Source organism: Priestia megaterium (assembly GCF_041941685.1).
Taxonomy (GTDB): Bacteria; Bacillota; Bacilli; order Bacillales; family Bacillaceae_H; genus Priestia; species Priestia megaterium_C.
The window spans coordinates 4213368-4239858 of record NZ_CP130958.1 but is presented as its reverse complement, the minus strand read 5'-3'; the positions used below and the strand labels follow the sequence as shown (position 1 = coordinate 4239858).

Here is a 26491-nt window from a genome sequence, read left to right as displayed (position 1 = left end):
TGTGACGAAATAGAACTAGTTTTGTCGGTGAGAAGGATTCTATTCTGTCGGTAGCGAAAGACTGACTATAAGATTTCCGAGGAGGTTTGTATAGTGAGTCTTTCGATTGAATTGGAATTCAAACAAGATGTCTTGTTGGTTCGATTAACAGGAGAATTAGATCATCATACGGCAGAAGAGCTAAGAAGCAAAATCACCGAAGCGATAGAGAAGGAATCTATCAGCCATTTGATTTTAAATTTACAGCATTTAACCTTTATGGACAGCTCTGGCTTGGGGGTTATTTTAGGGAGATACAAACAGGTTCATAATAACGGCGGGGAAATGGTTGTATGCGCTATTTCTCCTGCCGTAGAACGTTTGTTTAATATGTCAGGCTTATTTAAAATTATTCGTTTTGAACCTAATGAAGAAAACGCGCTTCAAAAATTGGGGGTGGCATAATGAAAAATCAAATGAACCTCCAATTTTCCGCGCTTAGTCAAAATGAATCGTTTGCCCGCGTCACGGTAGCATCATTTATTACGCAGTTAGATCCAACAATGGATGAGCTAACAGAAATTAAAACAGTCGTATCTGAAGCAGTAACAAATGCTATTATTCACGGCTACGAAAGCAATCCGGATGGTGTGGTATACATTTCTGTGACGCTTCATGAAGACGGTGTAGTCGAGCTGATGATTCGTGATGAAGGAATTGGTATCGATAACGTGGATGAAGCCAAACAGCCTTTATACACAACGAAACCAGATCTAGAACGTTCTGGAATGGGTTTCACCATAATGGAAAACTTTATGGACGAAATTCGAGTGGAGTCAACTGTATTAGAAGGTACGACCTTATATTTAAAAAAGCACTTAACAAATAGTAAAGCGCTATGTAATTAAGGAGACTTGCCAATGGATGTGGAGGTCAAAAAAAATAAAAACGAACCGTATTTAAAGGATCATGAAGTTAAAGACCTCATCAAGCGCAGTCAGCAAGGTGATCAAATTGCACGAGATACAATCGTCCAAAAAAATATGCGGCTCGTTTGGTCGGTTGTTCAACGTTTTATTAACCGTGGTTATGAGCCCGATGATTTATTTCAAATTGGATGTATAGGGCTATTAAAGTCCGTTGATAAATTTGACTTATCGTATGATGTTAAATTTTCAACATATGCTGTTCCAATGATTATTGGTGAAATTCAGCGGTTTATTCGTGATGATGGCACGGTAAAGGTTAGCCGTTCTCTGAAAGAAATGAGCAATAAAATACGTAAAGCAAAAGACGAGCTTTCCAAATTACTTGGACGCGTCCCTACAGTCGCTGAGGTTGCAGAACATTTGGATCTCACTCCTGAAGAAGTAGTGCTAGCTCAAGAAGCTAATCGTGCTCCTTCGTCTATTCACGAGACCGTCTATGAAAATGATGGAGATCCAATTACCCTTCTTGACCAAATTGCTGATCATACGGAAGCGAAGTGGTTTGATAAAATTGCCTTAAAAGAAGCAATTGAAGAACTTGATGAGCGTGAAAAGCTCATTGTCTATTTGAGGTATTACAAAGATCAAACTCAGTCCGAAGTGGCCGCAAGGCTAGGAATTTCCCAGGTTCAGGTATCGAGGCTTGAGAAGAAAATCTTAAAACAAATGAAGCTGCATATGAATGACACGTAATACTTAAGAAGCAATCCGTTTTGCTATTCAAAGAAGAATAGTGAAACGGATTGCTTTTTTTATTTGGTAATTAATGGTCTGTCCAGAAACGTGAATTAGAAAATTTAAGAAAATCCATACTACACGTACAGGGAGATAATGAATCGTAAGGTGTGATATGAATGGAAAACGTTCTTTATCTTAAAATGAGGCATCGTATTCAAGTAAAACCTGATGAGGCTGTAAATATTGGACAATTAGCAATGGTTATAGCAGGAGATTCTGTTCAAAGGCAAATTGAAAAGCTAGTTGTATATCAAGTAAGTATGAGTGATCGAAATATTATCATTGTTGATTTAATGAAGGTAATTGAAAAAGTTGCCTCTCAGTATCCGCATTTAGACATTCAGACGATTGGACCCGCTCAAACGATTGTAGAGGTCGTGTATAAAAAGAAACAGTATTCCTTTTTGTTTTTTCTAGCTGTTTGGTTTCTTCTCTTCATCGGAGCTGCTTTAGCAATTATGAACTTTCACGAAGATGTGAGTATGAGACAAGTACATCAAAAATTGTTCTATATGCTGACCGGTATGAGAGATAAGCAGCCTTTGCTGATTCAAGTGCCTTACTCTATCGGTTTAGGCTTGGGAATGATTCTGTTTTTCAACCATGTCTTTAGAAAACGAATTAATGAAGAGCCTAGTCCTCTCGAAGTCGAAATGTTTAATTACCAGCAAGACTTAGATCAATACGTCATTATGCACGAGAATAAAGAAAGTATGAAAAAAATTGATGATCATTAACATTGTGATGACCATTGTAATTGGACTTGCGGGAGGACTGGCTGCAGGTGCTGGGTTTGTAGCATTTTTAACGGTGCTGGGCATTATTCCGCGTTTGATGCAGCTGACTAAAACCATGAAATATATTCAAGCATATGAATGGGGAGTGGTGGGTGGTGCTGTTACAGGCGGGTGGTGCAGTCTTCATCAATACACGTGGCAGTTTCCTGCGGTGCTTATTATGATCATAGGTCTAACGAGCGGTATTTTTATTGGGATGCTGGCAGCAGCGTTAACAGAAGTGCTTAATGTATTGCCGACGTTAACGAAACGAATAGGAATGGAAGGCAAGCTTATTTTATTGTTAATGGCCATTGTACTAGGCAAAGTATGCGGATCATTATTTCATTGGATTTATTTTGTTAATCAATAAGAAAAGGATGTATGTAACATGGCAAATAATCAAAAATTAAAAGATAACTATCAAGAAAGCATTAAACCATTTCAGCCTAAACCTTCATATGTGGCAAATTGCCTAAAAGCCTTTTTGGTAGGGGGAATCATTTGTACATTAGGACAGGCAATTCAAAATTTCTATATTGCATTTTTTGACTTTAATGAAAAAAATGCAGGTAATCCTACCGTTGCAACCCTTATTTTAATATCTGCGCTCTTAACCGGGTTTGGGATATACGATCGTATTGGTCAATTCGCAGGTGCAGGTTCAGCCGTTCCTGTTACGGGTTTTGCCAATTCCATGACGAGTGCAGCGCTTGAACATCGAAGTGAAGGGATTGTTCTTGGAATTGCGACGAACATGTTCAAACTGGCTGGAAACGTCATTGTATTTGGAACGGTTTCGGCTTACGTTGTAGGAATCATTCGCTACCTTTTTAAAACTTATTTGCTATGAAAAGAGGGGGATTATGAGAAAAACTGGAAAGCAAACGTGGGTTTATGAAAATCCTATTTATATTAATGCCACAGGAACAGCTGTAGGACCAAAAGAAGCAGATGGACCGTTAGGAGAAACATTTGATATTACACATAAAGATTTGCACTGTGAAGAAGACAACTGGGAGTTGGCTGAAAGAAGGCTGATGACGGAGTCCATTGATTCCTGCTTGCAAAAAATAAATTTATCCTATGAAGACGTTGATTTGTTTTTGGCTGGAGATTTATTAAATCAAAACGTAACGGCTAATTTTGTAGCCCGGCATAACCAAATTCCATTTCTATGCATGTTTGGCGCTTGCTCCACATCAATGGAAACGCTTGCAACGGGAGCAGCTCTTGTAGATGCAGGGTTTGCTAATCGTGTTATTGCATCAGCGAGCAGTCATAACGCAACGGCTGAACGCCAATTTCGAAACCCTACCGAGTACGGAGGACAAAAACCAGATACAGCAACGGCAACCATTACGGGAGCAGGGGCAGCGCTTGTCTCGAAGGAAAAAGGTATTGTGCGTCTGACGTCTGCAACGATTGGTCGGGTGATGGATTACGGGATTAAAAATGCAAACGACATGGGTTCTGCTATGGCACCAGCTGCTGCAGATACCATTCAAAGACATTTGGAAGACTTAAACGTTGCTCCAAGCGAGTATGATCTTATATTAACAGGAGATTTATCTGGTGTAGGAAGTCCAATCTTAAAACAGCTGCTCAAGGACGAAGGCTACGATATATCAACCAATCATAATGATTGCGGATTAATGGTATATCGCCCTGATCAAAATGTATTTGCAGGAGGAAGCGGCTGCGGCTGCTCGGCTATTGTCACGTATGGGCATATTTTAAATGAATTAAAATCAGGAAACTTAAAGAAAGTGTTTATGGTGGCAACGGGAGCTCTTTTAAGTCCAACGATGATTCAGCAAAAAGAATCAATTCCAACAATTGCTCATGGCGTCGTCTTAGAACATATTGGGGAGGGGGATGATCAATGGAGTATGTAATAGCTTTTGCTGTAGGAGGAATCATTTGCGTTATTGGGCAGCTGCTGCTTGATCTTGCTAAGCTTACTCCAGCGCACGTTATGAGTTCGTTTGTAGTTGCAGGAGCGATTTTAGATGGATTTGGTCTTTATGATAAGCTAATTGAATTTGCTGGCGCCGGAGCGACGGTTCCAATTACAAGCTTTGGTCATTCTTTGCTGCACGGAGCGATGAAGCAAGCGGATGACCATGGATTTATCGGGATTGGGATTGGGATTTTTGAACTTACCTCGGCTGGAATTTCAGCAGCTATTTTATTTGCTTTTATTATCGCGTTAATCTTTAAACCGAAAGGATAAAAGATTATGACAAAAAGAAGGATCATTATTGTAACCGATGGCGATGAATATGCACGCAAAGCAATTGAGCATGTAGCTAAATCGGTTGGTGGCAGGTGCATTTCGAGATCATATGGAAACCCTACTACGCTAACAGGTAGTCAAACGGTAGATTTAATCCTTCAAGCACCATATGATCCCGTCTTTGTGATGTTCGACGATAGCGGTTTCTTAGAGGAAGGACCAGGGGAAATTGCTTTGCTGCACGTAGCAAAGCATCCTCAAGTAGAAGTTCTTGGAGTGATCGCCGTGGCATCACGTACTCATCAAAGCGAATGGACAAGAGTGGATGTGACCATTGATCGTTTTGGGGAAATATCGCATTACGGCGTGGATAAAAGCGGAATTCAAGAGTTAGAAGTCGGACGAATTAATGGAGATACAGTTTACTGCTTGGATCAGCTCGATATTCCCTTAGTTGTAGGAATAGGGGATATCGGCAAAATGGCTAGGATGGATGATGTTAAACTGGGGTGTCCTATTACAGAAAAAGCAGCAAGACTTATTTTAGAAAGGAGCGGTTCGTTTGGGTAAGCCAGCAGAGCAGAAAACAGCTATTTTTTCAAAAGTACAAAAAAACGATCAGTGGTTCAAAGAAAACGCTAGTATGAACACAAGCTTTGATGTGGGCGTGCGTAAACTACTTATTTTGGATCGAGAAGTTCATGTTTACTATGTAACAGGACTGTGCGATAGTTCATTTATTATTGAAATTACAAAAGTGCTCGTTCAAATTAATGATAATGAAGTTGAACGAGCAAAGCTAAAGGATATTGTTGAAAACCGTCTTATTCATCAGCAAGTAAAGCCTTTAAAGACGCTGGATGATGGAATGGTTTCGGTTTTATCAGGACTGCTATTCGTTTTAATTGACGGTGAAGAAGTTGGCTTTGAAGTCGATGTGCGTACATATCCTGGCAGATCCCCTGAAGAAGCGGATACAGAGAAAGTGATTCGCGGAGCAAGAGATGGATACACGGAAAACATCATTATTAATACAGCGTTAACAAGAAGACGAATTCGTGACGGAAGATTTCGCTTTGAAATTATGAAGGTAGGCGAACGATCGAAACTGGACGTAGCGATTGGGTACATAAAGGGGGTAGCTGACCCAGGACTGGTTAAACTTATAAAAGATGAACTGGAAGCTATCGATGTAGATGGTTTGCCTATGGCTGACAAATCGATTGAAGAGTTTTTAGTCAAACAAGGAATTAACCCTTTTCCGATGGTACGCTATACAGAACGCCCTGACACAGCAGCAGCCCATGTACTAGAGGGGCATGTCATTATTATTACCGATACGTCACCAAGCGTTATTATTACACCAACTACGCTGTTTCATCACGTGCAGCATGCGGAAGAATACAGGCAGTCTCCTTCTGTAGGTACCTTTATACGCTGGATACGATTTTTAGGAATTCTTGCGTCTCTTTTCTTATTACCGCTATGGTTGTTATTTGTACTTGAGCCAGATCTGCTGCCGGCAAAATTGCAATTTATTGGGCCAAACGAAGCAACAAATATTCCGACAGTTATCCAGATTTTCTTAGCCGATCTAGGGGTTGAGTTCCTGAGGATGGCCGCCATTCATACACCGACACCGCTTGCTACTGCTATGGGTTTAATTGCTGCAGCACTCATTGGACAGATTGCCATTGATGTAGGATTGTTTGTTCCGGAAGTTATTCTTTATGTAGCTATTGCGTCCATTGGTTCTTTTTCAACGCCAAGCTATGAGTTAGCAGTGGCAAATAAAATGCTGCGATTGTTTCTTTTAATTTTTGTTGCAGCCTTTCATACTCCAGGGTTTCTTATTGCAACAACGTGTATCATTCTCTACATGGCGCGACTAAAATCATTGAATACGCCTTATTTGTGGCCGTTTCTGCCATTCAACCCGCAGGCTTTATGGCAGATTCTCATTCGCACACCGGTTCCTGGAGCAAATCCGCGACCTAGTATTGTGCATCCGCAGGACAAAGACCGCCAGCCTGCAAAACCTTAAACAAAATATGTGGTTGAAACCTGTATGAAGATGTGATAGATTTGTTTTAAATATGGAAAATAATAAATATTTAGACAGTTAGCAGCGAATTGCCGTTAACTGTCTTTTTTACACTATACACAGGAACGGGGTCTAAACATGTTTTTACACGGAACAAGTCGCATAAATAAGCAGGGTCATCTTGAAATTGGTGGAGTTGATACGGTTGAATTAGCGTCAAATTTTGGAACGCCCCTTTACGTATATGACGTGGCTTTAATTCGGCAGCGTGCTAGAGGATTTAAAGAAACATTTGAAAAGCATGGAGTAAAAGCACAGGTCGCTTATGCAAGCAAAGCTTTTTCTACAATTGCAATGGTCCAAGTCGTTCATGAAGAAGGTCTTTCGTTAGACGTTGTTTCTGGAGGAGAACTGTATACGGCTTTAGCAGCTGACTTTCCGAAAGAACGGATTCATTTTCATGGGAACAATAAAAGCCGGGCGGAACTAGAAATGGCCATCAAAGAAGATGTAGGATGCATTGTAGTTGATAATTTTTATGAAATTGCATTGCTTCAGGAAATAACGGAGCAGTATCAAAAAAAGATGCCTGTTCTTCTCAGATTAACACCCGGAATTGAAGCTCATACACATGATTATATCTTGACAGGACAGGAAGACTCGAAGTTTGGGTTTGATCTTCAAAACGGTCAAGCAGATGAGGCTGTGCGTCTTGTGCAAAATAGCAAGGGGCTAGAACTTTTAGGTATTCACTGTCATATAGGATCGCAAATTTTTGAAACAACGGGATTTATTATGGCGACTCAAAAGCTCTTTGCAAAAATGAAAGAATGGAAACAACGTATAGAATTTGTTCCGCAAGTATTAAATTTAGGCGGCGGCTTTGGCATTCGTTATACGGAAGAAGATCAGCCTATTCCTGTTTCGCAGTATGTGGAAGTTATTATAGAAGAGGTCAAAAAGCAGTCCAAACAGTTAGAGGTAGAAATCCCTGAAATTTGGATTGAGCCCGGCCGCTCTCTTGTAGGAGATGCTGGAACGACTCTGTATTCAATTGGTTCTCGTAAGCATGTACCTAATGTACGTGAATATGTAGCGATTGATGGAGGAATGAACGACAATATCCGTCCTGCGCTGTATCAAGCGAAATATGAAGCGGTCATTGCTAATCGAATGAATGATGAGAGTGATGAGCTCGTATCAATCGCGGGTAAGTGCTGCGAATCGGGGGATATGCTGATGTGGGATGTACACCTCCCAAAAGCAAACCCAGATGATTTATTAGCGATGTTTTGTACAGGCGCATACGGTTATTCTATGGCAAGTCACTATAACCGTTTGCCAAAGCCAGCTGTCGTGTTCGTAGAAGATGGAGAAGCACAGCTAGTCGTAAAACGCGAAACGTATGAAGACATTGTAAAAAATGACGTGAAATACAAAGTGACGGTAAAAAAGTAACGAGTGATTAACGTAAAAAAAGAGCCTCTTGTTCAAGAGGCTCTTTTTTTATGAGAATAACGATTTAATAGCATTAATAATATCAACAAAGAATTGCTTTAATTTATCAAGAAATGATTGGCCTTCTTCTGACTGAAGAAATGTTGTTACTTTTTCCTTTGTCGCGGAAAGTTGGTCTTTTACTTGATTCCAATCGATGTTCATATCTTTTAAACGATTGAAAAAGTCAACAAGTGTATTAAGCTCTGAATCTGTTAATTTAATACCTAAATCATCAGCCACTCGCTGAATTAACGTGCGTAAATCGTCCTTTGTTTGAGGATTTTCTTTGGCAATTTCTTCTTTAATCGTTGCCATAAACTGCGCTGCTTTTTCTTTACCGATTTTTTCACCAAGTTCAGATGTCTGGACCATCTCTTCGTTGGCTGCTTTTTTTACTTCTTCTGGGATTTTTTGATCTGTTTGAACTTCATATGCTTTCATAATACCTGTTAAAGCAGCTGTACCAGATACTTCAAATGGAGCGGTAATCTGGATTTTTGCATCTTTAACGCCGGCGGTCATCAAAGCATTAATATACATGTCGTCTGTAATACCATTAATATTTTGAGTTGATACGCTTAAACCAGAATCTTTTGAACCAAGGGTAATACTAGAAGATGAAATAGCACGAGATCCAATAGTAGCCTTTGGAATAAAGTCACCTAAATATTCATGCTCTTCTTGGTTTGTCACGGTTACTGTTTGAGCATTGCTTGGTGCATCAAGGTCATTTAATACCTGTTGCTTCTGAGAGCTGGTTAAGTCCTGACCTAATGTAATAATAACATCGCCCGGAGCAGCATCTGCAAAACTTTTTAAGGGTGCGGTTAGGAATAGAAGAAGACCTAATGTCACCATCATAGCTTTTATCGTTAATTTCAAACCTTTTTCCTCCTTTAATCCCATACTTGCCCTATTATAATACGAGCAGGTCTGAAGTAACAGAGTCAATTCATCATTTTCCCATAAATCAGTCTAGAGGCGTAGATTTCTATATGAAATGAAATCTATGTATCTCTATCACTGTATTAGACGGATGATACTATAAAAAGTTTCATCTCACAACTACTATTTTTTATTTAAGCCCTACGAGAAGAAAGTGAAAAAGTGCATTCATTGAATTCATGTGCTTGGTTGTAGTAGAATAGAGTGAGTTTATAAATGTAAGTGTTCTACTCTAGGTGGCACTTACAACTTTTACGTTTTGCCGCTTTGATAGGGAAAACAGAGCCTATAGCGGTACTAATACATATATTGGAGGTCATTTATATGAAAAAAGCAAGTATTTTAATGGAAAATGGCGAAAAAATTCTAATCGATTTATTTCCGAACGAAGCACCAGGAACAGTAGAAAACTTTGAAAAGTTAGCTAATGAAGGATTCTACAACGGCGTAACGTTCCACCGCGTTATCCCTGGATTTGTTTCTCAAGGAGGAGACCCAACTGGTACAGGTGCTGGCGGCCCTGGCTACTCAATTAAATGTGAAACAGAAGGAAACCCTCACAAACACGAAGCGGGTTCTCTATCAATGGCACATGCTGGTAAAGACACAGGCGGCAGTCAGTTCTTTCTTGTTCATGAGCCACAGCCTCATTTGAATGGTGTTCACACTGTATTTGGAAAAGTAACAGAAGGACTTGATACAGTGTTAAAAATGAAAAATGGCGACGTAATGAAAGAAGTAAAAGTCTGGGAAGAATAAGAGCATACTGCTATAAATGGATATTAGCTGATAAAACGTCATAACAACCTTTTACAGGGGGTTACGGCGTTTTTTCTTCGCGCAACAGCTCAAAAAGCGTAATAGATTAGGTTTCTCATACACGCATGACATAGGACAAGCTTTTGTGTAATATTGCTATTTACTTATAAATTTTGTATGATAAAAGCAGTAAAAAACGCAGCGCATTAATTTGTAGGAAAGTTTGAGGACGAGGGAGAATCGTATGCTTATTCGCTATAAACGAAACTATGAAAAAATTGCCATGGGTCTTCTATCGTTTGTACCTACGGAAAAAGATTTAAAAAAACTTCAACAAACGATGAAAGAATATGAGCAAAACGAACATTGGCAGCTGTATCTTTGGAAGCAAGAAGAAGATATTATTGGGATTGTTGGCATTTCCATGCTCGATAAAAGTTTGATTGAGGTCCAACACGTCAGTGTAAACCCTTCACACCGCCAACAGGGCATTGGCAAAAAAATGATTAAAGCTCTTAAAGAAATGTATACGACTGCACAAATTAAGCCGAGTGAAATCATCGCTCCGTTTTATGAAAAGTGTCAGGCGGATGAATAAAGAAAAGCATGATTAGGTGAGGTGCAAAAGTTTCTTTCACATCTTAGTCATCATAAAACAACAGGTAGCTTCTAGCTACCTGTTGTTTTGTTTTGCCAATAAGTTCGCTTGTCTTTCCGCAATCACATCTGAACGATCTCGCGTGCTGTGGCGATGAACAATCGCATCATTTTGCAGATTAGAAGCTGATAACCAGACAAGCTGTTTATCAGTGCTTCTTTGTTTGCAAGCTCGTAATAATGCTGGATCTTCAATGGGCAAGTTAATACTTTTATATGGCTGATAGGTATCGATTAAAGCTAATTGTTTGCGAAGAAGTTTAAGCAGTGAAGGATAATTAAGTCCAAGCTGTGCAATATTTTCTTCTTCCTTCGTTAAAATTGCCAGCGCCTTTTGCATTGTTCTTTGGGCTCCGGCGAAATTTTGGCGTCGATGATGATAGAGTGAAACAGCAATTTGAATAAGGCCAACCCAAATAATATTGCGGTGTCCTCTTTCGTCTTTTTTCCAGTGTTCTTCTAGCAGTTCATGACATTCAAAGTAATCCCGGTCGCCATGAAAATGAACTAAATAATCAATATAGGCTTGTGAATACAATCTTGTTCCCTCCTGGTAAGACTCTATATGTAGTGTATCACAAAAATTAGCTATTCATCAGCGCGGTGCCTTTAAAGAGACAAACGTGCTCAAAGTATGGCGAACACGTTTGTTTTTATTCAATATGTGTGGTTAGAAGCGTAAGCAAGAACAACCAACAATAATTAATAAAATAAACAGTACAACAATTAAAGCGAAACCGCTACCGTATCCACAAGATTTTTCACCCATGCGAGTTCCTCCTTCAGCCATTTCAAAACCTTATTACCTTGACATCATATGCATGTTTAAACTTTTTGTATGGGCAAATGACCTATTTTTACGTTAATTTGTATTGGACATGTGTCTATAATCCTCTATACTAATGATAGTAACGTTATATAAAGCAGCAGAAATGATAAGCAATTGAAAAGTGTTGGTGAGATAAAAGTGGAGTATAGTGTAAAAGTAGATGCGTTTGAAGGACCTTTAGATCTTCTTCTGCATTTGATTAACCGATTTGAAATTGATATTTACGATATCCCAGTAGCGACAATTACTGAGCAATATATGATGTTTATACATACAATGAATGAGCTTCAGCTAGACGTTGCCAGTGAGTATCTAGTCATGGCAGCAACTTTGCTTCAAATTAAAAGTAAAATGCTTCTGCCTACGTATGAAGAAGATATGGATGAAATTGAAATGGTCGATGAAGAAGATCCGCGTGAAGAATTGATGCAGCGCTTAATTGAATATCGAAAGTTTAAAGAAGCGGCGGTAGAGCTTCAAAAACTGGAAGAAGACCAAAGTCATGTGTATACAAAACCTCCAAGTAATGTGCAAATAAATGCAGAAGAACGTACGCAGCCTCAGGACGAAGGATTGGATATATCACTTTATGATATGCTAAGTGCTTTTCAAAAGTTGATGAAACGAAAGCAAAACAAAAAGCCTATGCAGACGAAAATAGCAAGGCAAGACATTCCAATTGATAAGCGCATGAGTGAAATTGTGAATGAATTAAAAGCCTTTAAAGGGAAAAAAAGTTTTTATCAGCTGTTTCCTTATCAAGAGCGTGATCATATTGTTGTAACATTTTTAGCTGTGCTGGAATTAATGAAAGAAAATGAAATCGTTGTGGAACAGCAGCACAATCTAGATGAGCTTTATGTATCGTATCGAGAAAGGAATGAAGAGGAATGACAACGAATAATCTACAGGCTATTATTGAGAGCTTACTTTTTGTTTCTGGTGATGAAGGTCTATCCATTAGCCGGTTAGCTGAGATTATAGAAAAGCCTCATGAAGACATTCAAGGTGCTTTGGAGAGCTTAGAGCAAGAGTGTAAGTTCAGAGGAGTTACACTTGTTGAAATAGGAGGGGCCTATCAGCTTGTCACAAAAAAAGAGTATGCACCATATATTGAGAAGCTCGTAGAAGCTCCCGCTAATCAATCATTATCACAAGCAGCGCTTGAAACGTTAGCTATTGTAGCGTATAAGCAGCCAATTACAAGAGCTGAAATCGAAGAGATTCGCGGAGTGAAAACGGAAAGACCTCTTCAAACTTTAATTGGAAAGGTTTTATTAAAGGAAGTGGGACGAGCGGAAGGCGCAGGTCGGGCCATCTTATACGGAACGACAAAAGAGTTTTTAGGCTATTTTGGCCTTAAAAGTATCGAAGAGCTGCCGCCGCTTCCAGAAGATTTATTACAAGAAGGAACCGATCAAGAAGCAGATTTGTTTTTCCAATCGTTTCAAGAAATGAAGTGAAAATGTAAAAGAACATAGAGTTTTTTCTATGTTCTTTTTTGTATGGACAAATCTTTTCATTCATAACCAAAAAAGACGAGCATAAACTTGTACAAACAGGTAGAGGGACGGGGATGACATGAAAAGAAGCAAAAAAAGTATCATCTATCTATTTATTGTATTGCTATGTCTCAGCGGTTGGCCTTCCACATCATCTGCAGCGGGGAGCGTAAGTGCTCGTAGTGCTATTTTGATGGAACAGAAATCAGGGAGAGTGTTATATGCTAAAAATGCAGATCAAGTTAGCCGAATTGCTAGCATTACAAAAATTATGACAGCAATACTGGCGATTGAATCTGGCAAAATAAATAAAACAGTTACCGTTAGCCACAGCGCAGTTGGTGTTGAAGGTTCTTCTGTGTATTTAGTTGAAGGTGAAAAAATAAAATTAAAAGATTTAGTATATGGCTTAATGCTTCGTTCAGGTAATGATGCTGCTGTAGCTATCGCAGAAGCCGTTGGAGGAAGCGAAGATGGATTTGTTTATTTGATGAATAAAAAAGCAGAAGAAATTGGCATGACAAATACAACATTTCAAAATCCGCATGGATTAGACGATCATGAAAATCATCGCTCAACAGCGCACGATATGGCGCTGCTAATGCGCTATGCAATGAATAATAAAATTTTCAGAGAGATTTCAGGAACAAAAGTCTATCGAATGAAGCATCCTGAAGAGAAATGGGATCGAGTGTGGAAAAACAAAAATAAACTGCTGACAACACTATATGCATACTGTACTGGCGGAAAAACAGGGTATACAAAATTAGCAAAACGAACGCTTGTGACAACTGCTACAAAAGATGGAATGGATTTAATCGCCGTAACGATCAATGCCCCAAATGATTGGAACGATCACATTTCCATGTATGAAAATGCATTTGATAAATATGATATGACCAGTTTAGCTGCAAAAGGCGAATTGGCAGATATAAAGGATTCTTTTTATAAAAATCAGCTGTATATTAAACGAAATGTCGTCTATCCGCTCACAAAGAAAGAACAAAGCTCTGTAGAAGTGAAAACAACGCTAATTCAGCCTAAAAAGCAGTGGAAAGAAACAGGGGAAGTTCCAAATGTGGTAGGAAAGCTAGATATTTATAGAAGTGGAGAGACGATTGACAGTGTTCCTATTTATTTCGAAAAGCAGGCCGAGCAGCAAAAAGGTTTCTTTGATAGAGTGAAGCGATTAATGTTTATTCAGTCTGGAGCCAAAACAGATGGTTAATATTATTTGGATGCTGCTGACCATTATTGGAATTGTTTTTGCGATTATAAATGGGAAAATTGGTGATGTAAACAAAGCAATTTTTCAAGGAGCAGGCGAAGCAGTGACTATCAGCATAGGGTTAATCAGCGTGCTGGTCTTTTGGTTAGGGATGATGAATATTGCTCAAAGTGCAGGGCTTCTCGACAAGTTAGCGAAATTGTTTCGACCCATTATTACAAGACTTTTTCCTGATGTTCCAAAAGATCATCCGGCCTTGGGGTACATATTGTCCAATATGATGGCGAATATGTTTGGACTCGGGAATGCAGCAACTCCTCTTGGCATTAAAGCGATGGAGCAGCTTAAAAAGCTAAACGGCGATAGAGACGAAGCAAGCCGTTCTATGATCACACTTTTAGCACTTAACACAACCAGTTTAACACTTATACCAACCACAGTTATTGCAATTCGAATTACGTATAACTCGGCTAATCCTACTGAAATTGTGGGTACTACGCTTTTAGCAACTGTTGTAGCTACGATAGGAGCTATCATCATTGATCGCTTCTTTTATTATCGACGTACACGAAAAGGAGGAAAACGAAAATGACTATGCTTAATCAAGTATCATTGATGTTTATTCCTCTTATTGTAGGATGTATTTTACTTTATGGAACCTATAAAAAAATTCCTACGTATGAAAAGTTTGTAGAGGGAGGGAAAGACGGATTACAAATTGCTTTTTCTATCATTCCTTACTTAGTCGGCATGTTAGTGAGCATCTCTATTTTTCGAGCTTCAGGAGCCCTTGATTTTTTCTTATCTGTTTTAAAACCTATGCTGCAAGCAGTCGGCGTTCCGGCTGAAATTGTACCTTTAGCTCTCATCAAACCGATATCTGGAACGGCTGCTCTTGGTATCACGACAGATCTAATTTCTACATACGGACCTGATTCTTTTATCGGTCGTTTGGCATCGACCATGCAGGGAAGTACAGATACCACATTTTATATTTTAACGGTTTATTTCGGAGCGGTTGGCATTAAAAAAATGGGAGATGCGCTGAAGGTTGGTTTACTGGCAGATTTGGTAGGAATTATTGCCTCAGTTGTCATTGTAATCCTTGTATTTGGCCGGTAAGAAATCGGAAATTCTACCTCTGAGTGGCAAATAGACTTGTGTATTACTTCGTAAACAAGTAAGATGTTACAAGAGGTGAAGTGTTAATGGAACGATTACAAAAAGTGATTGCTCACGCAGGTGTAGCATCAAGACGTAAGGCTGAAGAATTAATCGGCCAAGGCCGAGTGAAAGTAAATGGAAAAGTTGTAAGAGAATTGGGCACGAAAGTAGGTCCTAACGATAAAATTGAAGTAGACGAAGTGCCGGTAGAAAGCGAAGCGCCCGTTTATTTTATGTTATACAAACCAAGAGGCGTAATTTCAGCTGCTAACGACGACAAGGGAAGAAAAACAGTCGTTGACTTCTTTCCACATGTAGAAGAAAGAATTTATCCAATTGGACGTCTAGACTATGATACGTCGGGTTTACTTCTTTTAACAAACGACGGTGAATTTGCTAATCAGCTAATGCACCCTAAATTTGAAGTGGACAAAGTGTATGTGGCTAAAATTAAAGGAATTCCAAGTCGTGAAAAAATCAGACAGCTGCAGCGCGGTGTGATGCTAGAGGACGGAAAAACAGCACCAGCTCGTGCAAAAGTTCTTTCTATTGATAAAAGCAAGCAGACGGCGATTGTGGAATTGACGATTCATGAAGGGAAAAATCGTCAAGTACGTCGCATGTTCGATGCAATTGGGCATTCTGTATTAAAATTAAAACGTGAACGCTACGGACCTTTAGATTTACGCGGATTAAATGCAGGAGAAGCTCGTGAGCTTACAGCGCATGAAGTTAAACAATTATATTCAATGTCTCAAACAGGTAAGTAATTTTCACTTACCTGTTTTTTTTATGAAAAATGTCGTGAATTAGAAAAACAAGCAAGGTTTTTTGAAAAAATGTCGAACTTGTAGAATGAGAGGAAGACTTCACAGAAACGTCGAAATATTATTGGAAAGCCACTACCACAAAAATGATATAATGGTAGAAAAAAGCGTATTGAAAGCGGTTAAAAGGAGTTCGTGCCATGAAAAAAAAGCGCTTGATTATTCGAACAGTTATATTGGCAGTTTTGCTGTGCGCGGTTGGATATACCCTTTATGCTCAATTTTTTGCTGATAAACAAAAGGTATCAGTAGGAGATAAGGCACCTGACTTTATATTAAGAGATGTTAATGGAGAAACTCATCAGCTATCAGATTACAAAGGCAAAGGAGTTTTTTTGAATTTTTGGGGAACATGGTGCAAGCCCTGTAAACAAGAGATGCCGGCTATGGAAAAGCAGTATGCATCATATAAAAAGCAAGGTGTTGAAATTTTAGCTGTTAACGTTGCAGAAACGAATATAGCAGTAGAGCAATTTGCTAAACAATATGGGCTATCTTTTCCGATTTTAATGGATAAAGATTCACAAGTGTTGGGTGCATACGGAATAGATCCTCTGCCGACTACATTTTTAATTGATAAAAACGGAAAAATTGTAGACAGTTTTATTGGAGGATTGGAAGAGTCTAAAATAAAAGAATATATGGAAGAAATTAAACCATAGGGAGTGTTGACAATGAAACACGTAAAATGTGAATGTGGACACGTTAACCCGCATGGTACGATTTTGTGTGAAGCCTGTGGTAAGCCGATTGCAGAAGAAACAACTGATAAATTAGTAGATATGCGTTATGAAGGAAGCGCAAGGCGATCGCAAACGTACAATAAAACAATTATCGATAAAATATGGAACTTTTTCTCTTCTGTAAAAGTAGGTATTTGGATCATTATTGTGACGCTTGTTGCGTCTGCAGTCGGAACCATTTATCCTCAAGAAGCTTATATACCTCCTAATGTGACAGCAGATGAGTATTACCAAAAGGAATATGGATGGACAGGAGAGCTTTATTATAAGTTAGGTTTTCATCATCTCTACGAATCGTGGTGGTACTTGCTTTTAATTGCTGCTTTAGGAATGTCGTTAGTCATTTGCAGTTTAGATCGAGTAGTGCCTTTGTACCGAGCTCTAAAAAAGCAGAGTGTAACAAAACATCCAAACTTCTTAAAAAGACAGCGTTTATATAGCACTTCATCATCGTGGACGGATCAAGATTATGAACATGTAAAAAGCATGCTTAAAAAAAGAAGATACTCTATTCGTGAAGAAAACGGCAATCTGCTGGCTGAAAAAGGACGCTTCTCAAGATGGGGTCCATACATTAATCATATCGGTCTCATTATCTTTTTACTAGGTGCTATGCTTAGATTTGTACCAGGTATGTATATAGATGAAGTTCTTTGGATCCGTGAAGGTGAAACAAAAGTTATTCCTGGGACGAACGGAGAGTATTTTTTGAAAAACCATCGTTTTACTGTTGAAACGTATGGTAAAGATAGCGAAAGCGCCGTGTTTCAAGAAGCAATTGATCGTGCAGGGAATAATAAAGTAGCCAAAAAATATGAAGCGGATGTTAGTCTGTATAAGCGCGAAGGAAAGCTTATACCGGGAGCAGATCCAAAGTTAAAGAAAATAAAAGATTCAGAGATCCGTGTGAATCAGCCGCTTAAGTTTGAAGGATATGCCATGTACCAAGTGGATTTCAAGTTAAATGAGTTTAGCTCTATGTCTTTCCATTTAACAGATAAAAATGCAAATAGAAACGTTGGTTCACTTACAGTAGATTTACATAATCCAAAAGAAACATATGATTTAAAAAACGGATATAAAGTCAAGCTCATGAGTTACTTTCCAGACTTTTTCTTTGATGATGAAGGAAATCCAAATACAAAGACCAGAGTGCCTAACAATCCGGCTTTTGTATTTAAAATGATTACGCCTCAGCATAAAAAAGGGGAAGTTGCTTTTGTTGGAATTAGAGAGAACTTGGAGCCGCTAGGAAATAACGATTATAAAATGACCTTTGCTGGTGTGGAAACGAAAAATGTAACGGGATTAACCGTTCGCAGAGACTATACGCTTTGGTTTTTAGGAATTGGCGGAGCCATCTTTATGATTGGTGTGATTCAAGGGATGTATTGGAATCATCGCCGCATGTGGATTCAAAAAGTCAATAATGAGATATGGTTGGCCGCACATACAAATAAAAACTGGTATGGGCTTAAAAAAGAACTAAATGGTTTATTAGAATCAACATCCCTTACACAGCTGAAGGACCAAAATGATAAAGAAACAAAATAGGAGGAAAAAGCATGGATTACGCGAGTATAAGTAGTAATTTACTGTATGTGGCGTTTATTGCTTATTTAGTTGCAACCTTTTTTTTCGGAGGAGCTATTCGAGATAAGCGAGCAGCTCAAAAGAAAACAAAGTGGGCAACGTTTGGAATTGCGGTTACCATCATCGGCTTTATTGCACAGATTGGCTACTTTATTACAAGGTGGATTGCATCAGGCCACGCTCCTGTTAGTAATTTATTTGAATTTACGACGTTTTTTGGCATGATGCTTGTTGGCGCATTTATTGTTATTTATTTTATTTATCGTCTTAGCATGCTTGGACTTTTTGCATTGCCGGTGGCTCTTTTGATCATTGCTTATGCAAGCATGTTTCCAACTGAAATTACGCCGCTGATACCGGCTCTCCAAACGAATTGGCTGCATATTCACGTTACAACCGCTGCTACGGGTGAAGCCGTGCTTTCCATTAGCTTTGTTGCAGGATTGATTTATTTAATCAAAACGATTGACCAATCCAAGCGAAATAAAAAAGCATTTTGGCTGGAATTCATCCTGTATACGCTTATTAGTACGCTTGGGTTTGTAGCGGTGACGCTGGCTTTTAATGCGGCTCACTACGAGTCATCATTTAATTGGATTAATAAAAGTGGAGAACAAGAGCAAGTCGTATATCATATGGTTCCTCTAGTGGGGCCGCATCAAAGTGAGTGGACAGACGGGAACGATATACAGCCGCTTATTGATATGCCGGCTATTATCAATGCTAAAAAATTAAATACGGTTATTTGGTCGTTAGGCGGTGGCTTTGTATTATATTGGCTGATTCGTTTCATTTTACGGAAGCGAATTGGAGCCGCGCTGCAGCCGCTTGTGAAGCAGGTAAACAGCGACTTGCTTGATGAAGTAAGCTACAGAGCAGTGGCGATTGGATTTCCTATTTTTACACTAGGAGCACTTATTTTCGCTATGATTTGGGCTCAGATGGCCTGGACGCGCTTTTGGGGGTGGGACCCTAAAGAGGTGTGGGCGCTGATCACCTTTTTATTTTACGCCGCTTTTCTTCATCTTCGGCTGTCTAAAGGGTGGCACGGTGAAAAATCAGCTTGGCTGGCAGTTGGCGGGTTTGCCATCATTATGTTCAACTTAGTGGCTGTGAACCTAATTATTGCAGGTTTACATTCATATGCGTAACCTTTAAAAATAGAATAGAGGCTGAAACAAAGATATTTTAGTTGAAGGAAGATCCGAACGCATGAGATTCTTGATGGAGAATCTCATGCGTTCGGATTTTTTCATTGAGATGGTGAACGTAGGGTTCATGTATGTAGGTGCTTATAGCCGTGGAACAAGCGATCCCTACTAGCTTCTTTATTTTATTTGTTCGTCTGTAGGTTAGATGGATTTCGTTGCGTCTCAACCTCTTTTTGGTGAAAAAAGCTGTTTTTCGTAAAGGTGTTCACGAATTGTCACATTGTTTGGGTATCATAAGTAGAACTCGCCGGTTTTTTTTTGTACACTAAGACTAGGAGGTTGAAAACACATGCAAAACGAACAAAGATTACTGCTAGTAGACGATGAAGATCGCATTAGACGATTGTTAAAAATGTACTTAGAAAAAGAAGGATACATCATTGAAGAAGCAGCCGATGGGCATGAAGCAATCGAAAAAGCGTTACACATAGATTATGATTTGATTGTATTAGATTTAATGATGCCCGGCATAGACGGTATTGAGGTTTGTAAACAAATTCGGGAGAAAAAAGCAACTCCTATTATCATGCTTACAGCTAAAGGGGAAGAAGTAAACAGAGTCCAAGGGTTTGAAGTAGGTACAGATGATTATATCGTTAAGCCGTTTAGCCCAAGAGAAGTGGTTCTTCGCGTAAAAGCACTGCTTCGACGTTCTTCTCAGGCAACGTTTATTCAACCAGAAACGAGCGTGAAAAATCTTATTGTCTTTGATCACTTAACGATTGATAATGATGCACATCGCGTTACAGCAGACGGAAAAGAAGTTAACTTAACTCCAAAAGAATATGAATTATTATGCTACCTTGCAAAAACGCCAGATAAAGTATATGACAGAGAGCAGCTTCTGCGTGAAGTATGGCATTATGATTTCTTTGGAGATCTTCGTACGGTAGATACGCACGTCAAGCGTTTGCGTGAAAAGTTAAATCGTGTATCGTCACAAGCGGCGAAAATGATTGTAACCGTATGGGGAGTAGGGTATAAATTTGAGGTTGAAAATAACTGATGTTTTGGAGAAGTGTAGTTGGTAAACTATGGTTTACTATCCTATTACTCGTCACGCTTGTTTTATTTATTTTGACTATTTTACTGCTTCAGTTTTTTGAAAATTATCATGTTGTAGATGCAGAAAACCGTTTAACTAAAACGGCTGCTAAAATCTCTACCATTGTGCAGGAAACGGACGATGAAAAACTAGGACTATCCATTGCTCGTGAACTTGCAGACCAAGCAAGTGTAGTTATTGTTCAAGACAAAGATTTTTATTGGCATTCCACACATCCTGATGAAGAAAATAAGAAAGCTATTTCGGCCATTGTTAAACAAAACGATCAGCTAAATCAAGTGGTTGAAAAAGGTAAAGTAATACGAGAAAAAATGTACATGACTACAAAGAAAGACACGAGTGATGAGCCTTTAATGTTTGTTGTCGGCGTACCTTTAATGAAAGATAACAAACCGACAGGCGGCGTTTATTTGTATCAATCTCTTTCTGAAATTGAAGAACCCGCTCAATATACGACTAAGTTCATTTTATTGGCTGCAGGTATTGCTATTATTTTAACTACTATCTTTGCTTTTTTCTTATCCACTCGAATTACAGCGCCTCTTAGAAAAATGAGGCAGGCGGCATTTGAAGTAACAAAAGGCAACTTTGATACAAAAGTACCTATTTTAACTCACGATGAAATTGGAGAGTTAGCGATTGCTTTTAATCAAATGGGCAGGCAGTTAAAGTTTAACCTCAATGCGCTCAATCAGGAAAAAGAGCAGCTTTCAAGTATTTTAAGCAGTATGGCAGACGGTGTTATTACGTTTAGTAGAGACGGATCCATTTTAATTACCAATCCCCCAGCGGAGCATTTTCTTCAGACTTGGTATTACGAGCAGGATGTCAACAATCAGCAGGTCCCTGAGCTTCCAGCAAGCGTCGTCCATTTGTTTCAAACGGTAGTAGAGACTGAAACGGAGCGAAGTGCAGAATTGAAAATTCAAGGGAAAACGTGGGTCATTTTAATGTCACCGCTCTATAATCAAACGAAAATTCGCGGTGCTGTAGCTGTACTACGGGATATGTCTGAAGAGCGTAAACTTGATAAATCGAGAAAAGATTTTATTGCAAACGTGTCTCATGAATTGCGTACACCTATTTCTATGCTTCAAGGTTATAGTGAAGCTATTATTGACGATATTGCAAGTACGGATGAAGAAAAGAAAGAAATTGCACAGGTGATTTATGATGAATCACTCCGTATGGGCCGGCTTGTAAATGAACTTTTAGATTTGGCGCGAATGGAAGCGGGACATGTGCAGCTTCACTTAGAATCTGTAGCAATGGTTGAATTTACAGAACGTGTTTTGCGTAAGTTTCAAGGGTTAGCTAAAGAAAAACATATTAAACTGTCTCTTAATGGAAAAATAGAAGATGAATTTGAAGCGATGATTGATTCAGACCGTATGGAACAAGTGCTGACAAACTTAATTGATAATGCCATTCGTCATACGGATGACTACGGAGAAGTAAAGCTGCATCTTGATAAAAGTCAATCCGAAATCCATCTTTCTGTTCAAGATACAGGAGCAGGCATTCCAAAAGAAGATCTTCCATTTGTATTTGAACGATTTTATAAAGCGGATAAAGCCAGAACGAGAGGGAAGTCAGGAACTGGTCTTGGGCTTGCAATCGCCAAAAATATTGTGGAGGCACATCAAGGGATCATTGCGGTTGAAAGTGAATTAAATGAAGGAACAACTTTCTTTATTAAACTGCCAAAGTAAACACATGCTAAATAACAGTTTGTTCGGCTGAAATAATAAGAATAGCAAAGAGATGTGATTCAGTGGAGAATCACATCTCTTTATTTTTTCTATAAACAAGTCTAAAAGAGAAGGAATTGGCATATAGTATGTTTTGTGTGCAATGATCTACATAGGAGGTTCTTTCTTCATGATTGACGTGTTAAGAAGAATATTGGTTGTATTAGTAATGGGATTGTGTATAGGTCTTTTATTTTGGGGCGGGCAAATGGTAAAAGCAGAAGAGAAGCAGTGGGAGTGGCCGGTTGAAGGAGTCTTAACTGATATATTTGGTTCTCGTCACGCTAAACACTTTGGAATTGATATAGCAGCACCTGTTGGTACACAGGTGTATGCTGTTGCAAAAGGAGTGGTGAGCCGCTCTTACTATTCAAATACATACGGACAGGTTGTTTTTATCAAACAAACGAATGGATACGAAACGGTCTATGCTCATCTAGAGGAACGTTTTGTTGCAGAAGGAAATCGTGTAGCCGCAGGTCAAAACATTGGACGAGTTGGCAATACAGGGCGATCTTCAGGTGCACATTTGCATTTTGAAGTTCATCAAGGAAGTTGGAATCCGGATAAAACCAATGCAGTAAACCCACTTGCCAAATTGGACAAGCAAAAACTATCGGCATACGTAAAAAGCGATTTAGCTGCCACGGTTTTTCAGCAGTTACATCAGACTTCTGATAACTGTATTCTTATCCATCAAGGAGATACATTATCTGAGCTCGCAGTCAAATATGAAGTAGATATTGATCAGCTAAGAAAGTGGAATCATTTAGAAAATACGATGTTAAATGCAGGACAAGTGTTAAAGATAAGTCCATAAAAAAAGAGCCGCTCAGGCTCTTTTTTTAAATGTCACAATTCAATACGCTGTATGGTCACAATTTCGCTTGTTTGTTTTAACGAAGCGATGACAGAATCATCTAAAAGTTTATCAAACGTAAGCATCATAATGGCTTCTCCGCCTTTTTGCTTACGGCCCACTTGCATGGTAGCAATGTTAATACGTAAATCTCCAAGTACTTTCCCTACATTTCCAATCACTCCGGGCTGATCACTGTGACGGATATAAAGAAGATGCCCTTCCGGATAAAAATCAATATCAAACGAATCAATATTAACAATTCGAGGTCCATAGCCTGCTATATAGGTGCCCGTAATGGTAAATGTACGCTGTTCGCCTGTTACGGTAACGTCAATCATATTAGAATATCCTTGCGTATCTTCCGATGTTTTTTCGCCAAATGTAATTCCTCGTTCTTTGGCAATCATAGAAGCATTGACTTCGTTAACAGGTGAGTCGATACGATGAGTTAAAAAGCCTGATAACAAGCTCCGTGTAATATAAGTGGTTTCCAAATCCGTCACTGTACCTCCGTAGGAGATAGAGATATGCTGAACAGGTTCTCGCATGCATTGAGATAAAATGGCTCCCATTTGTTTAGTAAGGCTTGTAAACGGCTGAATTTTTTCAAAAACTTCTTTAGAAAGCGTTGGCAAATTAATGGATGAGCTTACAGGATTGCCTTCTAGAAAACGCAGAACGTCATGTGCCACGTCTTCAGCAACGTTAAGCTGGGCTTCTTTTGTAGAAGCTCCTAAATGGGGAGTTGTAATAACTTGATCAAAATGTAACAAAGGGTTATCAATCGGCGGCTCAACTTCAAATACGTCAATAGCTGCACCTTGAACATGGCCAATTTCTAAATAATGAACTAAGGCTTTTTCATCAATGATCCCGCCGCGTGCGCAGTTTAATAAAAACACACCCTTCTTTGTTTTGGCTAATGTGTCATGATTGAGCAATCCCTTTGTTTCTTTCGTAAGCGGAGTGTGTACGGTAATTACATCCGCTGCTGCTAGTAATTCATCCAGGGATAATAGTTCTACGCCTAGCTTTTCAGCTCGGGAAGAGGTTAAAAAAGGATCGTAAACGTGAACGCTCATATTGAAGGCTTTTGCGCGTTTGGCAAGCTCTGAGCCAATTCGTCCAAATCCGATAATGCCCAGGTGTTTGCGATTAAGCTCTGTTCCAACAAATGCTGAGCGGTTCCATTCGCGCGCTTTAACTGAAGCATTTCCTTGGGGGATATGCCGAAACAAGCTAGCCATCATAGCAAATGTATGTTCCGCCGTTGAAATGGTATTTCCGTTCGGCGCGTTAATAACGACAACCCCTCGTTTGGTTGAGGCTTCAATATCAATATTATCGACACCTACTCCAGCGCGAGCAACAATTTTTAAATTGGGCATTTTTGCCAGTAAATCCTCTGTAACCGTCGTAGCACTCCGTACTAAAAGCGCATCGTACGTATGCAAATTATTCTCAACTTCTTCAACTTTTTTTCGCGTAAGAGTCACATGAGGAGCTTCAAGTAGTGGAGCAAGACCTTCATTGCTAATTGAATCAGCTACTAACACATTATACATGACGTGAACATCTCCCTTGGATTTTACTATCATCAAATATTTGATAATTTACCATGTTAAAAAAATTCTGTCAATTATATTTTTTAAACTTTACGATTAGTTATCAAATACACAATTATAAACGTAAAATTGAAACTATAAATATGTCATAATGCTGTTGGTTATGCACTTATTTCCTTATTTTACATATAAAAACAAGAATGAAGTTTATAAAAAACATCAATTTAATAGGAATTAAAAAACTTCTTTATTTACTTTTAATTCGAGATAACATATAATAAATTCATAATTAAATATTGGTCTATCTTCGGGGCAGGGTGAAATTCCCGACCGGCGGTAAAAAACAAATTGTTTTGAGCCCGCGAGCTTATATGTAATACATACGAGCAGATTTGGTGAAATTCCAAAGCCGACAGTACAGTCTGGATGGGAGAAGGTGGAGGTTCAGCGTTCAAAACCTAATGTGATGAACGTTTATTAAATATGCCCGCCATGTCTCCTCTCAACGAATCATTTGTTGGGAGGTTTTTGCGTGGGGATATAAAGTTGAACCTTTCTTCTTTGAAGAGTGGATCACAAAGAAGGAGAGAGGCAAGATGCAACAAAGTAAGAAAACTCAAAAGCTGGTTGTACTAGGAATGTTAAGTAGTATTGCTTATATTTTAATGATGATTAATTTTCCAATTCCTGGATTACCTCCGTTTTTAACAATTGATTTTAGCGAAATTCCTGCACTCATAGCAGCACTTGTATTTGGACCGATGGCTGCTGTTATAGTAGAAGGAATAAAAAATTTATTGAATTATTTAATTCAAGGAAGTGCTACAGGGGTTCCAGTTGGTCAAGTGGCGAACTTTGTGGCTGGTTTACTGTTCGTTCTTCCTGTATCATACATGTTCAACCGATTTAAAACGGCTAAAGGCGTAACGATAGGTTTGGTTACGGGTACGGTTGTAATGACGGTACTCATGGCTGTCTTAAATTATTATGTTTTCTTACCAGCGTATACAATCTTCTTACAATCGCCAGAAATGTCTAGTGAACAAGCACGTCAATATATCGTTGCAGGTATTTTGCCGTTTAACTTAATAAAAGGAGCAGCAACAGGGGTTATCTTTGTCTTATTATTTTCAAAAATGAAGCAATGGATCACGCGTCGCATTGCTGTTTGATTCAATCGCTCTCCCAGGGAGAGCGATTTTTATATATAAAAAAACCTGCAGCATGTACACTACAGGTTTGTTAAATACTTATTCGAATTTATTAGCATCGCCTTCGAATTTTTCATCCGCTACGCGAATTGAATCCGTAGGGCAGCCTTCCATTGCATCCATCATATCATCTTCTAGATCTTCTGGAATTTCTACTACACCTTGGTTATCATCTAATGTTACGAATGCAATACCTTCATCATCATAATCATAAATGTCTGGTGCTGCTGCTCCGCAAGCGCCGCATGCGATGCAAGTATCTTTATCAACAATTGTATATTTTGGCATAACAAGACCTCCTGTAAAGTGTTCG

General features: G+C 38.9%; 31 protein-coding genes and 1 riboswitch. Of the genes, 26 read left to right on the top strand and 5 right to left on the bottom strand.

Annotation, left to right across the window (positions count from 1 at the left end; genetic code table 11):
- Nucleotides 1–93 precede the first annotated feature (93 nt).
- The 11 genes from spoIIAA (at nucleotide 94) to lysA (ending at nucleotide 8223) form a co-directional block, all read left to right on the top strand.
- Complete coding sequence (gene spoIIAA / locus Q5794_RS22450; protein ID WP_013084936.1) at nucleotides 94–444, top strand: anti-sigma F factor antagonist; 351 nt, start codon at nucleotides 94–96, stop codon at nucleotides 442–444.
- Nucleotides 444–887: an anti-sigma F factor gene (spoIIAB, locus tag Q5794_RS22445; RefSeq protein ID WP_013084935.1), complete on the top strand. Its 444-nt coding sequence runs from the start codon at nucleotides 444–446 to the stop codon at nucleotides 885–887. Before spoIIAA ends, spoIIAB begins: the two co-directional genes overlap by 1 nt.
- Nucleotides 888–899: 12 nt before the next feature.
- On the top strand, nucleotides 900–1661 hold the full coding sequence (gene sigF / locus Q5794_RS22440; RefSeq protein WP_013059074.1) for an RNA polymerase sporulation sigma factor SigF: 762 nt from the start codon (nucleotides 900–902) through the stop codon (nucleotides 1659–1661).
- A 161-nt stretch (nucleotides 1662–1822) separates the two neighbouring features.
- Nucleotides 1823–2443 (top strand): stage V sporulation protein AA, encoded by a 621-nt coding sequence (locus Q5794_RS22435; RefSeq protein WP_075419564.1) that lies wholly within the window; start codon nucleotides 1823–1825, stop codon nucleotides 2441–2443.
- A complete protein-coding gene (locus Q5794_RS22430) occupies nucleotides 2433–2855 on the top strand; it encodes a stage V sporulation protein AB (protein WP_014458301.1) in 423 nt (140 codons plus the stop codon). The genes Q5794_RS22435 and Q5794_RS22430 overlap by 11 nt, the downstream gene beginning before the upstream one ends.
- A gap of 18 nt (nucleotides 2856–2873) precedes the next feature.
- Nucleotides 2874–3335, top strand: coding sequence for a stage V sporulation protein AC (gene spoVAC / locus Q5794_RS22425; RefSeq protein WP_025750442.1), 462 nt, complete (start codon nucleotides 2874–2876; stop codon nucleotides 3333–3335).
- Between the two features lie 13 nt (nucleotides 3336–3348).
- Nucleotides 3349–4380, top strand: coding sequence for a stage V sporulation protein AD (gene spoVAD / locus Q5794_RS22420; protein WP_013084932.1), 1032 nt, complete (start codon nucleotides 3349–3351; stop codon nucleotides 4378–4380).
- Nucleotides 4368–4718, top strand: coding sequence for a stage V sporulation protein AE (gene spoVAE / locus Q5794_RS22415; RefSeq protein ID WP_013059069.1), 351 nt, complete (start codon nucleotides 4368–4370; stop codon nucleotides 4716–4718). The genes spoVAD and spoVAE overlap by 13 nt, the downstream gene beginning before the upstream one ends.
- 6 nt (nucleotides 4719–4724) lie before the next feature.
- A complete protein-coding gene (locus Q5794_RS22410) occupies nucleotides 4725–5291 on the top strand; it encodes a stage V sporulation protein AE (protein WP_057233562.1) in 567 nt (188 codons plus the stop codon).
- The gene (locus tag Q5794_RS22405; protein ID WP_075419563.1) at nucleotides 5284–6765 is read left to right on the top strand and encodes a spore germination protein; all 1482 of its coding nucleotides are present in this window, start codon (nucleotides 5284–5286) and stop codon (nucleotides 6763–6765) included. The genes Q5794_RS22410 and Q5794_RS22405 overlap by 8 nt, the downstream gene beginning before the upstream one ends.
- A gap of 138 nt (nucleotides 6766–6903) precedes the next feature.
- Nucleotides 6904–8223, top strand: a complete 1320-nt coding sequence (gene lysA / locus Q5794_RS22400; protein WP_013059066.1) for a diaminopimelate decarboxylase — start codon at nucleotides 6904–6906, stop codon at nucleotides 8221–8223.
- Nucleotides 8224–8271: 48 nt separating this feature from the next.
- On the opposite strand, the gene Q5794_RS22395 is transcribed toward lysA, so the two are convergent.
- The gene (locus tag Q5794_RS22395) at nucleotides 8272–9147 is read right to left on the bottom strand and encodes a DUF1002 domain-containing protein (protein WP_013059065.1); all 876 of its coding nucleotides are present in this window, start codon (nucleotides 9145–9147) and stop codon (nucleotides 8272–8274) included.
- A gap of 387 nt (nucleotides 9148–9534) precedes the next feature.
- Between Q5794_RS22395 and Q5794_RS22390 the strand changes: the two genes are divergently transcribed.
- Both Q5794_RS22390 and Q5794_RS22385 read left to right on the top strand, forming a co-directional pair.
- Nucleotides 9535–9969, top strand: a complete 435-nt coding sequence (locus Q5794_RS22390; protein ID WP_013059064.1) for a peptidylprolyl isomerase — start codon at nucleotides 9535–9537, stop codon at nucleotides 9967–9969.
- A 244-nt stretch (nucleotides 9970–10213) separates the two neighbouring features.
- A complete protein-coding gene (locus tag Q5794_RS22385) occupies nucleotides 10214–10567 on the top strand; it encodes a GNAT family N-acetyltransferase (RefSeq protein WP_013059063.1) in 354 nt (117 codons plus the stop codon).
- 75 nt (nucleotides 10568–10642) lie between these two features.
- Here Q5794_RS22385 and Q5794_RS22380 read toward each other — a convergent pair whose 3' ends face one another.
- Nucleotides 10643–11164, bottom strand: a complete 522-nt coding sequence (locus tag Q5794_RS22380) for a DUF309 domain-containing protein (RefSeq protein WP_214984350.1) — start codon at nucleotides 11162–11164, stop codon at nucleotides 10643–10645.
- A gap of 132 nt (nucleotides 11165–11296) precedes the next feature.
- Nucleotides 11297–11395: a YjcZ family sporulation protein gene (locus Q5794_RS22375; protein ID WP_170836726.1), complete on the bottom strand. Its 99-nt coding sequence runs from the start codon at nucleotides 11393–11395 to the stop codon at nucleotides 11297–11299.
- Between the two features lie 198 nt (nucleotides 11396–11593).
- Between Q5794_RS22375 and Q5794_RS22370 the strand changes: the two genes are divergently transcribed.
- The 12 genes from Q5794_RS22370 to Q5794_RS22315 all read left to right on the top strand — a co-directional run bounded on the left by Q5794_RS22370 (nucleotide 11594) and on the right by Q5794_RS22315 (nucleotide 23360).
- A complete protein-coding gene (locus Q5794_RS22370) occupies nucleotides 11594–12349 on the top strand; it encodes a segregation/condensation protein A (protein ID WP_013059060.1) in 756 nt (251 codons plus the stop codon).
- Nucleotides 12346–12918, top strand: a complete 573-nt coding sequence (scpB, locus tag Q5794_RS22365; protein WP_013059059.1) for an SMC-Scp complex subunit ScpB — start codon at nucleotides 12346–12348, stop codon at nucleotides 12916–12918. The genes Q5794_RS22370 and scpB overlap by 4 nt, the downstream gene beginning before the upstream one ends.
- A 118-nt stretch (nucleotides 12919–13036) precedes the next feature.
- Entirely contained in the window at nucleotides 13037–14185 is a 1149-nt protein-coding gene (locus Q5794_RS22360; RefSeq protein ID WP_214984351.1) for a D-alanyl-D-alanine carboxypeptidase family protein, read from the top strand.
- Nucleotides 14178–14777, top strand: a complete 600-nt coding sequence (locus Q5794_RS22355; protein ID WP_013059057.1) for a nucleoside recognition domain-containing protein — start codon at nucleotides 14178–14180, stop codon at nucleotides 14775–14777. Before Q5794_RS22360 ends, Q5794_RS22355 begins: the two co-directional genes overlap by 8 nt.
- Nucleotides 14774–15307, top strand: coding sequence for a spore maturation protein (locus Q5794_RS22350; RefSeq protein WP_013084923.1), 534 nt, complete (start codon nucleotides 14774–14776; stop codon nucleotides 15305–15307). The genes Q5794_RS22355 and Q5794_RS22350 overlap by 4 nt, the downstream gene beginning before the upstream one ends.
- Nucleotides 15308–15393: 86 nt before the next feature.
- Entirely contained in the window at nucleotides 15394–16119 is a 726-nt protein-coding gene (locus Q5794_RS22345; RefSeq protein ID WP_013059055.1) for a pseudouridine synthase, read from the top strand.
- Between the two features lie 197 nt (nucleotides 16120–16316).
- Nucleotides 16317–16838 (top strand): thiol-disulfide oxidoreductase ResA, encoded by a 522-nt coding sequence (gene resA / locus Q5794_RS22340; RefSeq protein ID WP_014458314.1) that lies wholly within the window; start codon nucleotides 16317–16319, stop codon nucleotides 16836–16838.
- A gap of 12 nt (nucleotides 16839–16850) precedes the next feature.
- The gene (locus tag Q5794_RS22335) at nucleotides 16851–18473 is read left to right on the top strand and encodes a cytochrome c biogenesis protein ResB (protein ID WP_374988442.1); all 1623 of its coding nucleotides are present in this window, start codon (nucleotides 16851–16853) and stop codon (nucleotides 18471–18473) included.
- 11 nt (nucleotides 18474–18484) lie between these two features.
- Entirely contained in the window at nucleotides 18485–19663 is a 1179-nt protein-coding gene (gene ccsB, locus Q5794_RS22330) for a c-type cytochrome biogenesis protein CcsB (protein WP_116514811.1), read from the top strand.
- 349 nt (nucleotides 19664–20012) lie between these two features.
- On the top strand, nucleotides 20013–20729 hold the full coding sequence (locus Q5794_RS22325; protein WP_013059051.1) for a response regulator transcription factor: 717 nt from the start codon (nucleotides 20013–20015) through the stop codon (nucleotides 20727–20729).
- On the top strand, nucleotides 20729–22501 hold the full coding sequence (locus Q5794_RS22320; protein ID WP_328243920.1) for an ATP-binding protein: 1773 nt from the start codon (nucleotides 20729–20731) through the stop codon (nucleotides 22499–22501). The genes Q5794_RS22325 and Q5794_RS22320 overlap by 1 nt, the downstream gene beginning before the upstream one ends.
- A 169-nt stretch (nucleotides 22502–22670) precedes the next feature.
- The gene (locus Q5794_RS22315) at nucleotides 22671–23360 is read left to right on the top strand and encodes a peptidoglycan DD-metalloendopeptidase family protein (protein WP_214984354.1); all 690 of its coding nucleotides are present in this window, start codon (nucleotides 22671–22673) and stop codon (nucleotides 23358–23360) included.
- A 32-nt stretch (nucleotides 23361–23392) separates the two neighbouring features.
- Here Q5794_RS22315 and serA read toward each other — a convergent pair whose 3' ends face one another.
- A complete protein-coding gene (gene serA / locus Q5794_RS22310) occupies nucleotides 23393–24967 on the bottom strand; it encodes a phosphoglycerate dehydrogenase (RefSeq protein WP_374988441.1) in 1575 nt (524 codons plus the stop codon).
- A 299-nt stretch (nucleotides 24968–25266) separates the two neighbouring features.
- A riboswitch (FMN riboswitch) is annotated at nucleotides 25267–25409 on the top strand.
- Nucleotides 25410–25563: 154 nt separating this feature from the next.
- Between serA and Q5794_RS22305 the strand changes: the two genes are divergently transcribed.
- Nucleotides 25564–26139 carry an ECF transporter S component gene (locus tag Q5794_RS22305; RefSeq protein WP_214984356.1) on the top strand — a complete coding sequence of 192 codons (576 nt, stop codon included), beginning with the start codon at nucleotides 25564–25566 and terminating at the stop codon, nucleotides 26137–26139.
- A gap of 78 nt (nucleotides 26140–26217) precedes the next feature.
- Here Q5794_RS22305 and Q5794_RS22300 read toward each other — a convergent pair whose 3' ends face one another.
- Nucleotides 26218–26466 carry a ferredoxin gene (locus tag Q5794_RS22300; protein WP_013059046.1) on the bottom strand — a complete coding sequence of 83 codons (249 nt, stop codon included), beginning with the start codon at nucleotides 26464–26466 and terminating at the stop codon, nucleotides 26218–26220.
- Nucleotides 26467–26491: the final 25 nt, after the last annotated feature.

Excerpts from the sequence above, each read along its gene's own strand:
- spoIIAB (WP_013084935.1), top strand. The coding sequence starts at position 444 with ATGAAAAATCAAATGAACCTCCAATTTTCCGCGCTTAGTCAAAATGAA.
- sigF (WP_013059074.1), top strand. The coding sequence starts at position 900 with ATGGATGTGGAGGTCAAAAAAAATAAAAACGAACCGTATTTAAAGGAT.
- Q5794_RS22435 (WP_075419564.1), top strand. The coding sequence starts at position 1,823 with ATGGAAAACGTTCTTTATCTTAAAATGAGGCATCGTATTCAAGTAAAA.
- Q5794_RS22430 (WP_014458301.1), top strand. The coding sequence starts at position 2,433 with ATGATCATTAACATTGTGATGACCATTGTAATTGGACTTGCGGGAGGA.
- spoVAC (WP_025750442.1), top strand. The coding sequence starts at position 2,874 with ATGGCAAATAATCAAAAATTAAAAGATAACTATCAAGAAAGCATTAAA.
- spoVAD (WP_013084932.1), top strand. The coding sequence starts at position 3,349 with ATGAGAAAAACTGGAAAGCAAACGTGGGTTTATGAAAATCCTATTTAT.
- spoVAE (WP_013059069.1), top strand. The coding sequence starts at position 4,368 with ATGGAGTATGTAATAGCTTTTGCTGTAGGAGGAATCATTTGCGTTATT.
- Q5794_RS22410 (WP_057233562.1), top strand. The coding sequence starts at position 4,725 with ATGACAAAAAGAAGGATCATTATTGTAACCGATGGCGATGAATATGCA.
- lysA (WP_013059066.1), top strand. The coding sequence starts at position 6,904 with ATGTTTTTACACGGAACAAGTCGCATAAATAAGCAGGGTCATCTTGAA.
- Q5794_RS22390 (WP_013059064.1), top strand. The coding sequence starts at position 9,535 with ATGAAAAAAGCAAGTATTTTAATGGAAAATGGCGAAAAAATTCTAATC.
- Q5794_RS22385 (WP_013059063.1), top strand. The coding sequence starts at position 10,214 with ATGCTTATTCGCTATAAACGAAACTATGAAAAAATTGCCATGGGTCTT.
- Q5794_RS22375 (WP_170836726.1), bottom strand. The coding sequence starts at position 11,395 with ATGGGTGAAAAATCTTGTGGATACGGTAGCGGTTTCGCTTTAATTGTT.
- scpB (WP_013059059.1), top strand. The coding sequence starts at position 12,346 with ATGACAACGAATAATCTACAGGCTATTATTGAGAGCTTACTTTTTGTT.
- Q5794_RS22360 (WP_214984351.1), top strand. The coding sequence starts at position 13,037 with ATGAAAAGAAGCAAAAAAAGTATCATCTATCTATTTATTGTATTGCTA.
- Q5794_RS22355 (WP_013059057.1), top strand. The coding sequence starts at position 14,178 with ATGGTTAATATTATTTGGATGCTGCTGACCATTATTGGAATTGTTTTT.
- Q5794_RS22350 (WP_013084923.1), top strand. The coding sequence starts at position 14,774 with ATGACTATGCTTAATCAAGTATCATTGATGTTTATTCCTCTTATTGTA.
- Q5794_RS22345 (WP_013059055.1), top strand. The coding sequence starts at position 15,394 with ATGGAACGATTACAAAAAGTGATTGCTCACGCAGGTGTAGCATCAAGA.
- resA (WP_014458314.1), top strand. The coding sequence starts at position 16,317 with ATGAAAAAAAAGCGCTTGATTATTCGAACAGTTATATTGGCAGTTTTG.
- Q5794_RS22335 (WP_374988442.1), top strand. The coding sequence starts at position 16,851 with ATGAAACACGTAAAATGTGAATGTGGACACGTTAACCCGCATGGTACG.
- ccsB (WP_116514811.1), top strand. The coding sequence starts at position 18,485 with ATGGATTACGCGAGTATAAGTAGTAATTTACTGTATGTGGCGTTTATT.
- Q5794_RS22325 (WP_013059051.1), top strand. The coding sequence starts at position 20,013 with ATGCAAAACGAACAAAGATTACTGCTAGTAGACGATGAAGATCGCATT.
- Q5794_RS22320 (WP_328243920.1), top strand. The coding sequence starts at position 20,729 with ATGTTTTGGAGAAGTGTAGTTGGTAAACTATGGTTTACTATCCTATTA.
- Q5794_RS22315 (WP_214984354.1), top strand. The coding sequence starts at position 22,671 with ATGATTGACGTGTTAAGAAGAATATTGGTTGTATTAGTAATGGGATTG.
- serA (WP_374988441.1), bottom strand. The coding sequence starts at position 24,967 with ATGTATAATGTGTTAGTAGCTGATTCAATTAGCAATGAAGGTCTTGCT.
- Q5794_RS22305 (WP_214984356.1), top strand. The coding sequence starts at position 25,564 with ATGCAACAAAGTAAGAAAACTCAAAAGCTGGTTGTACTAGGAATGTTA.
- Q5794_RS22300 (WP_013059046.1), bottom strand. The coding sequence starts at position 26,466 with ATGCCAAAATATACAATTGTTGATAAAGATACTTGCATCGCATGCGGC.